The sequence below is a fragment of the Caenimonas sedimenti genome, assembly GCF_007833165.1.
Lineage (GTDB): Bacteria > Pseudomonadota > Gammaproteobacteria > Burkholderiales > Burkholderiaceae_C > Ramlibacter > Ramlibacter sedimenti.
Window position 1 is genome coordinate 39,408 of sequence record NZ_VOBQ01000028.1, and the last position, 12,389, is coordinate 51,796.

The window sequence follows — 12,389 nt, forward strand, 5'->3', positions numbered from 1 at the left end:
TCCTGCCCTGCGGCATTGTGCCGCGCGGGACCTGTCTGCAATCCTTACGCGGCCTTTACGCGGCCGGTTGTGAAATCGAAGGGTGAATTGGCAAGCCACCATCAACCGCGGACTGCTGCGGCAGGAATGCATCGTGTGCGACGCCGCAGTCGCCACGACGGCGCAAGCGTTCCAGCTGGCGGCGGCGACGCTGAGCGAGGCCCATGGCGTGGATGCCTTGCAACTCGTCAGGCGCCTGTGCGCGCGGGAAGGCCGGCGCTCCACCGTCGTCGGTGACGGCATCGCCACGCCCCACGCGGATGCCTGGGGCCTGACCCGGCCGCAAGCGGCGTTCGTGCGCTCGACGGCGCCCATCGATTTTCTCGGCACCATCGACGGCGTGGCGGTCCATGAAGTGCTGGTGCTGGTGGCACCCCGCCCGGCGACGGGTGTGCACAGCGCGATGCTGCAGCACTACCGCGCATTGCTGCGCAGCCCGGGATTTCGCGATCGGCTTCGGGCGGCGCGGGAGCCGCTCCTGCTCTGGCGCCTGTTCCGCGAGCACGAGTGGAGCAGCGAGCCCGCGTCCTCGCGTGACACTTTGCAGGCGATCTGCGGCTGAGCGTCAGGCGTCCGTCAGAGACCGGGCCCGATTTTTACGGGCCGTTTACGCCCCCCTCGATACATTCGATTGACAAACGACGAGGGGACGCGCGTGAAAGTTCTGCTGGCGCTCGCGCACGGCATCGACTGGGTGAACGACCGTTTCGGCTTCGTCGCCAAATGGGCCGCGGCGCTGGCCTGCCTGATCAGCGCGGGCAATGCGTTCATCCGCTATGGGCTGGGTGTCAGTTCCAATGGCTGGCTGGAAATCCAGTGGTACCTCTTCGCCGCGTGCGTGATGCTGGGCGCGGCCCACGTGCTGCGACTGAACGAGCACGTGCGGGTCGACCTCGTCTACGGACAGCTCCCGGGCCGCGGGAAGGTCTGGGTCGACCTGCTCGGCCTGCTGTTCTTCCTGCTGCCTTCGATGGCCGCCATGTTCTGGTTCGCCGCGCCCTATTTCCTGCGCGCGTTCACCAGCGGGGAGATGTCCAACAATGCCGGGGGACTGATCCGCTGGCCGGCGGTCCTGATGCTGCCGCTCGGATTCGCGCTCGTGTTCCTGCAGGGCATTTCCGAAGCCATCAAGCGCGTCGGCTGGCTCACGCACCGGTACGAGATGGACCTCCACTACGAGAGGCCGCTGCAATGACGATGGCGAACTTCGCGCCCCTCATGTTCGCGGGGCTGATCTTCATCATGCTGATCGGCTTTCCGGTCGCGTTCTCGCTCTCGGCGCTGGGGCTGATGTGCGGCTTCTACGCCATCGAGATGGGCTGGTTCCCGGCGAGCTTCATGGCGAACCTGCCGCTGAACGTGTTCGGCATCCTGTCGAACGAGCTGCTGCTGGCGATCCCCTTCTTCACCCTGATGGGCGCGATCCTCGAGAAGTGCGGGCTCGCCGAGGACATGCTCGACTCCATGGGCCAGCTGTTCGGCACCGTCCGCGGCGGCCTCGGCTACTCGGTGATCATCGTCGGGTTCATCCTCGGCGCGATCACGGGCACGGTGGCGGGCCAGGTGATCGCCATGGCGATGATCTCGCTGCCGGTGATGATGCGCTACGGCTACAACATGCGCTACGCGACCGGGGTGCTTGCCGCCTCCGGCACGATCACGCAACTCGTCCCGCCCTCGCTGGTGCTGGTGGTCATGGCCGACCAGCTCGGCCGCTCGGTGGGCGACATGTACAAGGGCGCCTGGGGGCCGTCGATCCTGCAGGTGCTGATCTTCGCGATCTACACCTTCGCGCTCAGCCGCTTCCGCCCGCACCACATGCCGGGCCTGCCGCGCGACGCCCGGACGCTCGACGGCTTCGCCCTCTGGATGAAATGCCTGCGCGGCATCATCCCCTCGGCCGTGCTGATCTTCATGGTGCTCGGAAGCATGGGCGGCCTGCCCGGCATGCGGCACGCGATCGCGACGCCGACGGAGGCGGGCGCCATGGGCGCTGTCGGGGCGTTCGTGCTGGCGGCGCTGCACCGGCGGTTGAACTGGAACCTCATCCGCGAGGCCGTGGGCGGGACCATGCGCCTGACGGCCATGGTGGTCTTCATCCTGATCGGTTCGCGAGTGTTCTCGCTGGTGTTCCAGGGCGTGGACGGCGGGAAATGGATCGAACATCTGCTTTCGAACCTGCCGGGCGGCCAGATCGGCTTCCTGCTGGTCGTCAACGTGTTCATCTTCTTCCTCGCGTTCTTCCTCGATTTCTTCGAGATCGCCTTCATCATCCTGCCGCTGCTCGGGCCGGTGGCGCACAAGCTGGGCATCGACCTGGTCTGGTTCGGCGTGCTGCTGTGCGTCAACATGCAGACCAGCTTCATGCACCCACCCTTCGGCTTCGCGCTGTTCTATCTCCGCGGGATCGCCGACACCTTGTTCAAGAACGGGGCGATTCCCAGGCGGGTGGAGTCGCGCGACATCTACCTCGGCTCCATCCCCTGGGTGATCCTGCAGCTGGCGCTCGTCGTCATCGTCATCTTCGTGCCGGAGACCGTCACCGTGTTTCTCGACAAGGAAGTGGCGGTGGACCTGGACAAGGTGAAGATCGAGATGCCGGGGGAAGCCGAGTCGCAGTCGCAGTCGCAGCCGCAGCCGCAGCCGGCGACGGACACCCAGAAGGAGCTCGACGAGCTGTTCAAGCCGGCGCCGGCCACCAGATGAACGATACCGTTTACGCTGTGGAGGGCACCGCGTTTCCGCTCACGGTGAAGTGGCTCGCCAGTGTGTTCGTCGCCGCGCTGGTGCTGCAGGGGACGCGGGTCGGGGTGCCGCTGCTGGAGGCGGGCTGGACGGACAGCGCCGCGGCCGTCTTCGTGCTGGCGGGGCTTTCGGTCGGCTGGTGCCTTTGGTGGATCTGGCGCAGCCGGACGGCGGTGGACGCGGCGGGCATCCGGCAAAGCTGGATCTGGACCAAACGCGCCGCCTGGGGCGACATCGCGCAGGCGCGCCTGCTGGCCGTGCCCGGCCTCGAGTGGCTGGTGGCGCCACGGCTGATCGTGCGAATGCGCGTCGGCGGCGTGGTCGCCTTTCATTGCGCGGACCCGAAGGTCCTGCAGGCCCTCGCGCTGTTCGCCGCGACGGGGGTGCCGCCGCGGGCCGCAGCCGCGCCGGCGTCGGGAACCTAGTCCCGCGTCACCCTGAGCACTTCCTCCCGCGAGGTGATCCCCTCGCGGATCAAGCGCTCCCCGTCGTCGCGCATCAACCGCATGCCGGTGGTGAGCGCGGCGCTGCGGATCTCTGCTTCCGCGGCCCGGTTGTGGATCAGCGCGCGCATGGCCTCGTCGGCCGTCATCAGCTCGAAGACGCCGGTGCGGCCCTGGTAGCCGGTATGGCCGCAATGCTGGCAGCCGCGCACCACGCCCTCCACCGCCACCTTGCAGTAGGGGCACAGCTTGCGCACCAGTCGCTGCGCCAGCACGCCGAGCAGCGACGAGCTGAGCAGGAACGGCTCGACGCCCATGTCGGTCAGGCGCGTCACGGCGCTGGCCGCGTCATTGGTGTGCAGCGTGGCCAGCACCAGGTGGCCGGTGAGCGAGGCCTGGATGGCGATCTGCGCCGTCTCGAAGTCGCGGATCTCGCCGATCATGATCACGTCCGGGTCCTGGCGCAGGATGGCGCGCAGGGCCTTGGCGAAATCGAGGTCGATCTTCGGGTTGACCTGGGTCTGGCCGATCCCCGGCAGCTCGTATTCGATGGGGTCTTCCACCGTCATGATGTTGCTGCTGCTGGCGTCCAGCCGGGCCAGCGCCGCATAGAGCGTCGTCGTCTTGCCCGAGCCCGTGGGGCCGGTCACGAGGATGATGCCGTGCGGCTGCGTGATCAGGTCGAGGAAGCGGTCCAGCGTGTCGCCGGTCATGCCCACCGCTTCCAGCGTGATGCGGCTCTCGCTCTTGTCCAGCAGGCGCAGCACGGCGCGTTCGCCATGCGCGCTCGGCAAGGTGGAGACGCGCACGTCGACCGCGCGGGTGCCGATGCGCAGCGAGATGCGGCCGTCCTGCGGCAGGCGCTTCTCGGAGATGTCCAGCTCCGCCATGATCTTCAGGCGCGAGATCAGCGCCGCATGCAGCGCGCGGTTCGGCTGCACCACCTCGCGCAGCGTGCCGTCCACGCGGAAACGCACGCTCGAATGGCGCTCGTAGGGCTCGATGTGGATGTCGCTGGCGCCGTCGCGCGCGGCCTGCGTCAGGAGTGCATTCAGCATGCGGATGATGGGCGCGTCGTCGCTGGCTTCCAGCAGGTCTTCGACCGCCGGCAGCTCCTGCATGATGCGCGAAAGGTCGGCGTCGTTCTGCACTTCGCTCACCACGGTGGCCGCGCTCGACTCGCCCTGGGCATAGGCCGCGCTGATGCGCTGCGCCAGCGCGCCGGGCTCCACCTGCTGCAGCGTGCGCACGGGGTACTTGCGCATCACCTCGCTGAAGCCGGTGGCCGCCAGGCTGCCGGCATGGACCAGCACCAGCTCGTCGCCATCGTCCTCCAGCAGCAACTGCTGGCTGCGCGCGAACGCGTAGGGCAGTGGGTACCGCATCGTCCTGCTCCCGCTAGCGCACAGGGGTGGGCGTGGCGGGCTGCCCCAGTGGCGCGGGCGCGGGCATCGCGCCGGCGGGGCTGCGGCCCGCGGACGGCAGGATGGGCGACTCGTTCACCGGCACCACCACGCTCGGCACCGGCTGCGAGAATTCCTGCTTGCCCTTCATCAGGTCGTAGCGGTCCAGCGAGAGCGATTCGGTCTGCGACGCATCGCGCACGACGATCGGCCGCAGGAACACCATCAGGTTGAGCTTCTTGCGCGAACGCGTTTCCGATTTGAACAGGTTGCCGAAGAACGGCACGTCGCCGACGCCCGGCACCTTCTCGACGTTGCCCGCGTATTCGTCCTGCAGCAGCCCACCGAGAACCACGATGCCACCGTCTTCCACCAGCACGTTCGACTCGATGGAGCGCTTGTTGGTGATGATGCCGGAGGCCGAGTTGACCGAATTCGGCACGACGTTGGAGACCTCCTGGAAGATCTGCAGCTTCACCGTGCCGTTCTCGCTGATCTGCGGGCGCACGCGCAGCGTCAGGCCGACATCCTTGCGCTCGATGGTCTGGAACGGGTTCACCGTGCCACCGGTGCCCGAATTCGAATTGGAATACTGGCCCGTCACGAAAGGCACGTTCTGGCCGATGACGATCTTCGCCTCCTCGTTGTCGAGCGTGAGCAGGTTGGGCGTGGAGAGGATGTTGCCGTCGCCCTTGGACTCGAGGAAACGCGCCAGCGCGCTCAGCACGTAGACGCCGCCGATCTTGCGGCCCACCCCGATGTTGAGCCCGGGCGACGGCAGCGTGGTGCCCTCGCCCGCCGCCGTGAGTGCCAGGTCGATGATGTTGGTGCCCGAGACGCCGGGGCTGAAGTTGGTGCCCAGCACGCCCACGGTGTTGTTGCCGCTGCGGCCCAGCGGGCTCATCCACTGGATGCCGAAATCGGCGGCCTTCTCGGCGTTCACTTCGGCGATCAGGCTTTCGACGAAGACCTGGGCGCGGCGCGCGTCCAGCCGGTCGATGACCGCGCGCAACTGCCGGTACTGCGGCTCTGGGGCGGTGATGATCAGCGAGTTGGTCGCGGGATCGGCCTGGATCTGGCCGCCGGTGGAAGGCTGGGCCGAGCCTTGCACGGGCGCCGTGGCGGCGGTGCTGCCCGCGGCCTGGTTGATGTTGGCCGCGGCGGCAACGGGAACGTTGATGGCCGCGCCGCCGCCCGTGGTGCTGTTGCTGGCAATCGCCGCGCGCAGCACGGCCGCCAGCTTGGTCGCGTCCGCGTTTTTCAGGTAGACGACGTAGATGTTGCCCATGCCCGAAGCACTGGCCTGGGGCCCGGGCTGGTCCAGCCGCGCCACCAGGGAGCGCACGAGGTTCAGGCGCGCCGCATTGGCCGCGCGCACGATCAGCGAATTGCTGCGCGGCTCGGCGATCACGGTGGTGCGGAACGAGGTGTCCGCCTGCCCCTGGCCGGCCACCGGCGCGCCGCCCGGCCCCGCACCGCCACCGGTTTCGACCAGCCGCTGCACGATGGGCGCCAGGTCCGACGCGAGCGCGTGCTGCAGGTTCAGCACCTCGACGTCGGTGGCGTTCGAGACGTCCAGCGCGGCGATGATGCGCGCCATGCGCTGCAGGTTGTCGGCGTAGTCCGTGATCACCAGCGAGTTGTTGCCCGGGTTCACGTTGATCGTGTTGTTGGGGCTGATCAGCGGGCGCAGGATCGGCACCAGGTTGCCGGCGTTCTCGTAGTTCAGGCGGAAGATCTGCGTGACGATCTGGCCCCCGCCCGGGGGCGCCTCCACCGACACGGCGCCGCCCTGCAGCTTGGCGTCGGCCTCCGGCACCACCTTGAGCAAGCCGCCCGACTCCACCACCGTGAAGCCGGAAAGGCGCAGCGTCGCCATGAACTGGTTGAAGGCGGCGGCCGGCGACACCGGGCGGTCGGTCGAGAGGTTGATGGTGCCCTTCACCCGCGGGTCGACCACGATGTTGCGGCCGGTGATGGCCGCCATGGTGCGCGCCACCGCCTCGATCTCGGCGCCGACGAAGTTGAGGGTGACGGGTTCGTTCGCGCGTTGCGCGTGCAGCGCGCCCGGCGCCGCCACGAGCAGCAGCGCGGCGGCGAGGGAGGCGGCGGCAAGACGAGAGATCATGAAACCTTCTAACCGATGGTGATGAGCGAGCGGGGGCCGCTGCGCCGTCCGATGATGTTCAACAGGTTGGACAGCGCCGCCTCGCGGTCCGGCGCGGCGCTGGCCTCGCCCTGGAAGCGCAGCCGGGCGCCGACCCACTGGCCGCTGCCGGACAGCTGGAGGCTGCCTTCGAGGGTCTCCACCCGCAGCGTCGTGCTGGTGCCCCCTTGCAGGGTGATGCGGTAGCTGCCCATGGGCCTCAGGGTAGACAGGCGCGACGACAGGCGCTGCGCCACCAACTCGGCCCGCCCGGTCACTGCCGGGCGGCCTTCGGCCCATTCTACTGAAAGCCCCTGCGTGGACAGCTGCAAACCGCCGTCCAATTGCAAAGTGTTCCAGGGGGTGCCCAGGCCGGCCATCACGCTGGCGGGCCACTGGGAGACCGAATCGGAAATGTCCACGTCGGCGCCGCGCAGCCGGGCCCGCAGGCGGACGTCCAGCGGCTGGCGCAGGCAGCATTCCGACCGCAGCCGCACCCAGGCGCCGTCCCAGCGCGGGCGCAGCCGCCATTCCAGGCGGCCCGGCAGGGCTGCGGCGTCCGCACTGCCCTGGCCGCCCGTGAGCACCACCTGGGCCGAGCCGGTCCAGACGGTGCCGCGGGCATCGTTCAACAGCAGCTGGCCGTTGCTGGCCCGGGCCACCGCGGAAGCCAGCCACTGGGCCGGCGCGAACAGCAGAAACGCGCCCGCGAGACCCAGCACGCCGCCCCAGACCGCCCAGGCCCAGGGTGCGGGAACCACGATCCGCTGTGCGCGCACCACGCGGGGGGCCGTCAGCGCGGCGGCAGGGTCAGCACCAGCGTGCCGTCCCAGCTGCCGTTGGCGTTGCGGACGAGGCGGGCCTCGCCCGGCAGGGCGCGGGCATTGACGCGGACTTGCGCGAGCCACTGGCCCAGCACTTGCCCCGAGGCGCCGGTGAGGGTCACCGTCACCCGTTCCGCCGCGATGGAATAGCGCGCCGTGGTGCCCAGCTGGCCCCGGATCGCCTGTTCCAGCTGGCGCAGCGCCTCGTCATAGGTCTGGCGCGGCTGCGCCTGCATGGCCTGGGCCTGCGCCTGCAGCCGCTGCATCTGCTGCAGCTGCGCGTCCAGCGTGCGGTGCTGGCTTTCCGCGCTGCGCAGGGTGGCGAGCGCCGGCGCCAGCGCCAGCCACCAGAGCAGCGCGAAGGCGACCAGGGCGGCGGCACCCAGGACCAGCGTCTTTTCGCGCGGGGCCAGCCCGTTCCAGCGGGCGCGCAGTTCTGACTTGTTCATTGGAGGGCCTCCCCCCTCCGCAAGCGGAGGGGGCGAGCGCCTTCGGGCGGCCGGGCGGCGCTCATCGCGCGTCCTCCGCCACCACCACCAGCAGGTCGCCCTGCGGCGTCGCCCCGTAGCCCAGCCCCTTGAGATTGGCGGAGACGCTGCGCAGTTCGTCGGGCGAGAGCGTGAGGCCCTTGGCGCGCAGTTCGCCCGGCGTGAATTCCAGGGCGGAGGGCGTGCGCCCCGGGGGCAAAGCCGAGGCCAGCGCACCCAGCAGGGCCTCGAGGTCGCGCCCGGACGCAGCGCCGGTGACCTGGCGCAGCGCGGTGATCTCGCGCTCCATCTGCACCGGGGCGTCGACGATCACCTTCACCTGGGGAAAGGTTTGGGTCAGGGTCCGGCGCACGGCTTCGCGCTTGGCTTCCAGGCTGTCGCGCTCCTTCCAGGCCCAGGCGTTCAGGCCCACCAGGTGCGCCAGCACCAGCAGCGCCGCGCCCCAACGCGCCGGGCGCCAGCGCGGCCCGTTCAGCAGTTCACCCCAGCCCGAGGTGAGCTTCTTCATCATCCGCGCCCGACCGGCGCTGGCGAATTCGAATTGCGACAGGTCCCAGCGCGACTGGGCCGCCTGCAGCCAGCGCTGCGGCGCCTGCTGCAGCGTCCACTTGTGTTGCAGCAGCTGTTCGGCGAGCGCCGCGACGGCGGGTTCCGCCATCCGTGGCGCGGACTCGTCGAGCTGCGGCAGCAGCGCCCCGGCGGCAGCCGACAGCGGCAGCGCCAGCACCCCTTCGGCGGAGGTGGCGACGACGGTCGCGTCCTCGGGCTCGCCCAGCACGTACAGCGCCGCATCGCCTTCCGGCGCGAATTCCGGGACGATCCGGCTCACCGGCCGGTCGGCGGCTTCCAGCGCCTGCAGCGCCTGGCGCAGCCAGGCGCGGTCGCAGGCGGCGACCCAGATGGCCTGGCCGAGGTGCACGCCGGGCTGCAAAGCCAGGTGCAGGGCGTCGGGTTCGTCCAGCAACTGCTCTTCCAGCATGCCCTCCAGCGCGGCGCGCAGCCGCGGCGAACCGGGCGCAATGCCTTTGGGGAGCTCGACCCGGTGCCAGGCCAGCGCGTGCACCGGCACGATCGCCACCACTTCGGCGCCGGCTCCGCGGGGGACCGGCAGCAGCGCGGCCTGCGCCGTGCCGTGGCTGGCCAGGATGCGGCCGTCGGGCGTGAGCGCGTAGGCCCATTCCGTGGCGGCGGTGGCGCTCTCGCGCGGCAGCGAAACGATCAGGGAACTCATGGACTGCGGGATTGTAGGTGCGGGGTCGGCGCCAGGGCCTAACGCTTCTGCGCCGCTCGCGTCAGGGCCGTCGGATCCACGACGCCGCGTTCGCGCTGCACGGTGCGGACTTCCAGGCCGTCGCGTTGCACGACTGAGCGCTCCTCGACCACCACTTCGCCCAGGCGCAGCCGGCCGCGCACTTCGAAGAAGCGCGAAACCACGCCGGCCGTCCCGTCGGCGAAGATCGTGTCGGCCGCTCCGATCGCCTTGGCCGCGTCCGTCATGTGCCGGAAGTGCGCGCGTTCGCGTTCGGCCACCAGCCGCTGCGCGTCGGCCATGCTGAGGCCGGTCACGGCGGCGTGGATCACCTCCGCGCTTGCCGTGTTCAGGTTCACCGACGTGCGCACCGGCAGCACCGTCACATAGGGCTCGAGCACGGCGATGGTCTGCACCGGCAGGCCGAGCCACACCAGTTGCTCCACGCGCTGCGGCAGCAGCGGCGCCTGGCTGGCCGAGCGGTTGTCGGTGCTGATGTCGGAGGCGAAGCGCAGGTTCTCCGCCATGCGACTGAGCTGCGCCTGCGGCAGGCCCAGCAGGTCGAACAGGCGCATGAAACTGCGCATGCCGGGTTCGGAGATGCGGCCCGCTTCCACCAGGTTGGTCACATTCAGCAGCGACTGCAGGTCGAGGATCTGGCCCGAGAGGAAGGTGTTGTCGGCGTCGTTCTCGGTGGTGTTCGACTTGTCGGCGGCGAGGAAGGTCGACAGGCGCGCCTCCTCCAGCGGCACCGCCCAGGGCTCGGCCAGGTGGTCGGCGCCGCCGGAGCGCGCGTCTTCGCGCAGGATCAGGCGGGCCCAGTCGAGCGCGCCGGTGAGGATCCAGGACGATTGCACGCGGGCCCGTTCGGCCGCCTCCACTTCGACGCTGCGCCACTGCTGCCACAGCGCGGCGGCAGCGAAAGTCGCCACCAGCGAGACGGTGAGCATCGCCGCCAGGAGCGCGGCCCCGGATTCGCGCACCCTCATGACTTGCCGCCCCCCACGGTGGGCCGGACCCAGTCGCGCGTGATGCGGCCGGTGATGGCGCGCCCGGGCGGCAACTGCAGCACCAGGCGCACGCCGTCGGGGATGATGCCGGTGGCGCGGCCGCCGGTCGTGCTGCCGGTCGCCTCGCCCACGCCCGCGGTGGCGTCGCTGGACAAGGGGTTGGTCCAGGCATCGGCGCGGAAGTAGAACAGCTGCCACTCTTCCAGCGGCGTCACCATCACTTCGTCCCGCCGTTCGGCATCGCCCGGGTTCTGCGACCACTGGTCGGCCCGCAGCCAGGCCGCGGCCACCTCGCCGCGCGTCACCAGCGGGGGCGACTGCCAGCGGAACCACTGGCCGTCGCGCCGGGTCCAGGCGACCACGCGCAGGCCGTCGGTGACCGACGCGGTGCCGCGGCGGGTCATGCGCAGCGCGCGGCCGTTCCATTCCAGTGCGGTCAGCTGGGGAATCTGCACCAGCGCCTCCAGGTCGGCCGTCCATTGGGCCAGGCCGATCTGCAGCGCCAGCACCTCGTCGGCCCGTTCGGCCGTGCGCTCCTGCGCGCGGGCCATGCCGTCCAGGCCGCGCCAGCTCAGCATGGCGAGGAGCGCCAGCGCGAACAGCGCCACCAGCAGTTCGACCAGGGTGAAGCCGCGTGCCCGCCGCATGCTCAGTAGCGTCCGACGACCGTCGACAGGCGCACGACCGGGTAGCCGGCCGTCACCACCTGCGCATCGACCCGCCGGAAGCTCGGGTTCGGCGTGGGCGACACCGTCACCTTCACCTGGAAGGCCTGGCCCGCCTGTTCGCAAGGCTGGTCGCTGTCGCCCACGCTGGGGACCTGCCGCGACAGCCGGACCTTGGCCAGTTCGTTCTCGGCGCAGAGGTGCGCCAGCAGGATGTCGGACTGGCGTTGCGCGTTGTTGGTGAGCGCCGCCGTGGCCTGCAGCCCCGCGACGAGCGCGATGGCGACGATGCCCAGCGCCACCAGCACTTCGATCAGCGTGAAGCCGGCGAGCCGCGCTTTCATGGCGCGTCGGCCGCGACGTGGAAGGGCCGCAGGCCGTCGGTGGCGATGCGCAGGCTCCGCCCCGGCTGCCGGGTGGAGCCGAGCACCACCGACTGCGGGCCGATGATCGGCTCCGGGCCGAGCACCAGCACCGTGGTGCCCAGGACCTGCGTGCCTTCCACCAGCCAGGTGCGGGGCAGCGATTCAGCCGGCAGGCCGTCGAAGGTGAAAGCCCCATCGGTGGCGCGCCAGCGCACGGGCTGGCCGCTCAGGCGGGATTGGCTGCGGGCCGATTCGAGCAATGCGGCGAGGCGCTGCGCTTCGCGTTCGAGTTGCGCGCCCTCGGCATCGCGCAATGCGAAGCTGACGCCGGCGGAAGCGATGGCGATGATGGCGACGACGACCAGCAGCTCCAGGAGCGTGAAGCCGCGGGAGCGAGGGGCCCGGCTACTGCCAGGAGCCGACGTCGGCATTTTTCCCCTCGCCGCCGGCCTGGCCGTCCGCGCCGAAGGACATCACGTCGATCTCGCCTTTCACGCCCGGGTTGAGGTACTGGTAGGGGCGGCCCCAGGGGTCGTTGGGCAGCTTCTCCAGGTAGGGCTTCCAGTTGGGCGGCACGGGCTGGGTGGTGGGCCGCGTGACCAGCGCGCCCAGCCCCTGTTCGCCGCTGGGGTAGCGCTGGTTGTCGAGCTTGTAGAGCTTGAGCGCCTGCATCAGGTTGTTGACGTCGGTGCGTGCGGCGGTGCTGCGCGCGTCGTCCGCGCGGTCCAGCACGTTGGGCACGATCAGCGCGGCCAGCACGCCGATGATGACCAGCACCACCATCAGCTCGATGAGGGTGAAGCCGTGGGATGCGGTGCGGACGCGGCGGCGCGGGGATACGGAAGAGGAAGCCATCGCTTCAATGATAATCGCCGCATGGTGAACCCATGGTGAACGCGACGCCCGGCAGCTGGACGGTGCGCGGCGCGACCTTCGCGGTCTGGCTGCTCGCGGCGGGCAGCTGCGTCTTCTGGGGCATGAAGCTGACGAGCCGGCCAGCGACGCTGGCCGC

The 12,389-nt window shown here is 70.1% G+C and carries 14 protein-coding genes; 4 read left to right on the forward strand and 10 right to left on the reverse strand.

Features of this window, described 5'->3' with window-relative positions; translation table 11 throughout:
• Positions 1–82 precede the first annotated feature (82 nt).
• The 4 genes from FN976_RS27330 (at position 83) to FN976_RS27345 (ending at position 3,209) form a co-directional block, all read left to right on the forward strand.
• Positions 83–601 (forward strand): PTS sugar transporter subunit IIA, encoded by a 519-nt coding sequence (locus FN976_RS27330; RefSeq protein WP_145896999.1) that lies wholly within the window; start codon positions 83–85, stop codon positions 599–601.
• 93 nt (positions 602–694) lie between these two features.
• Positions 695–1,234, forward strand: a complete 540-nt coding sequence (locus FN976_RS27335) for a TRAP transporter small permease subunit (protein ID WP_145897001.1) — start codon at positions 695–697, stop codon at positions 1,232–1,234.
• The gene (locus FN976_RS27340; protein WP_145897003.1) at positions 1,231–2,745 is read left to right on the forward strand and encodes a TRAP transporter large permease; all 1,515 of its coding nucleotides are present in this window, start codon (positions 1,231–1,233) and stop codon (positions 2,743–2,745) included. The genes FN976_RS27335 and FN976_RS27340 overlap by 4 nt, the downstream gene beginning before the upstream one ends.
• The gene (locus tag FN976_RS27345; RefSeq protein WP_145897005.1) at positions 2,742–3,209 is read left to right on the forward strand and encodes a hypothetical protein; all 468 of its coding nucleotides are present in this window, start codon (positions 2,742–2,744) and stop codon (positions 3,207–3,209) included. The genes FN976_RS27340 and FN976_RS27345 overlap by 4 nt, the downstream gene beginning before the upstream one ends.
• On the opposite strand, the gene gspE is transcribed toward FN976_RS27345, so the two are convergent.
• From gspE to gspG, 10 genes are all read right to left on the reverse strand, one after another.
• Positions 3,206–4,612, reverse strand: coding sequence for a type II secretion system ATPase GspE (gspE, locus tag FN976_RS27350; RefSeq protein ID WP_145897007.1), 1,407 nt, complete (start codon positions 4,610–4,612; stop codon positions 3,206–3,208). The genes FN976_RS27345 and gspE overlap by 4 nt on opposite strands.
• Before the next feature lie 13 nt (positions 4,613–4,625).
• Positions 4,626–6,758: a type II secretion system secretin GspD gene (gene gspD, locus FN976_RS27355; RefSeq protein WP_145897009.1), complete on the reverse strand. Its 2,133-nt coding sequence runs from the start codon at positions 6,756–6,758 to the stop codon at positions 4,626–4,628.
• Between the two features lie 8 nt (positions 6,759–6,766).
• On the reverse strand, positions 6,767–7,558 hold the full coding sequence (gene gspN, locus FN976_RS27360) for a type II secretion system protein N (RefSeq protein ID WP_255440875.1): 792 nt from the start codon (positions 7,556–7,558) through the stop codon (positions 6,767–6,769).
• A gap of 11 nt (positions 7,559–7,569) precedes the next feature.
• Positions 7,570–8,049 carry a type II secretion system protein M gene (locus FN976_RS27365; protein ID WP_145897011.1) on the reverse strand — a complete coding sequence of 160 codons (480 nt, stop codon included), beginning with the start codon at positions 8,047–8,049 and terminating at the stop codon, positions 7,570–7,572.
• 61 nt (positions 8,050–8,110) lie between these two features.
• Complete coding sequence (gene gspL / locus FN976_RS27370; protein WP_145897013.1) at positions 8,111–9,319, reverse strand: type II secretion system protein GspL; 1,209 nt, start codon at positions 9,317–9,319, stop codon at positions 8,111–8,113.
• Between the two features lie 38 nt (positions 9,320–9,357).
• Positions 9,358–10,326, reverse strand: a complete 969-nt coding sequence (gspK, locus tag FN976_RS27375) for a type II secretion system minor pseudopilin GspK (protein ID WP_145897015.1) — start codon at positions 10,324–10,326, stop codon at positions 9,358–9,360.
• Positions 10,323–10,994 carry a PulJ/GspJ family protein gene (locus FN976_RS27380; RefSeq protein ID WP_145897017.1) on the reverse strand — a complete coding sequence of 224 codons (672 nt, stop codon included), beginning with the start codon at positions 10,992–10,994 and terminating at the stop codon, positions 10,323–10,325. The genes gspK and FN976_RS27380 overlap by 4 nt, the downstream gene beginning before the upstream one ends.
• Before the next feature lie 2 nt (positions 10,995–10,996).
• Entirely contained in the window at positions 10,997–11,356 is a 360-nt protein-coding gene (gspI, locus tag FN976_RS27385; protein WP_145897019.1) for a type II secretion system minor pseudopilin GspI, read from the reverse strand.
• A complete protein-coding gene (locus tag FN976_RS27390) occupies positions 11,353–11,808 on the reverse strand; it encodes a pilus assembly FimT family protein (protein WP_145897021.1) in 456 nt (151 codons plus the stop codon). Before FN976_RS27390 ends, gspI begins: the two co-directional genes overlap by 4 nt.
• The gene (gene gspG / locus FN976_RS27395; RefSeq protein WP_145897023.1) at positions 11,783–12,232 is read right to left on the reverse strand and encodes a type II secretion system major pseudopilin GspG; all 450 of its coding nucleotides are present in this window, start codon (positions 12,230–12,232) and stop codon (positions 11,783–11,785) included. The genes FN976_RS27390 and gspG overlap by 26 nt, the downstream gene beginning before the upstream one ends.
• Between the last annotated feature and the right edge of the window lie 157 nt (positions 12,233–12,389).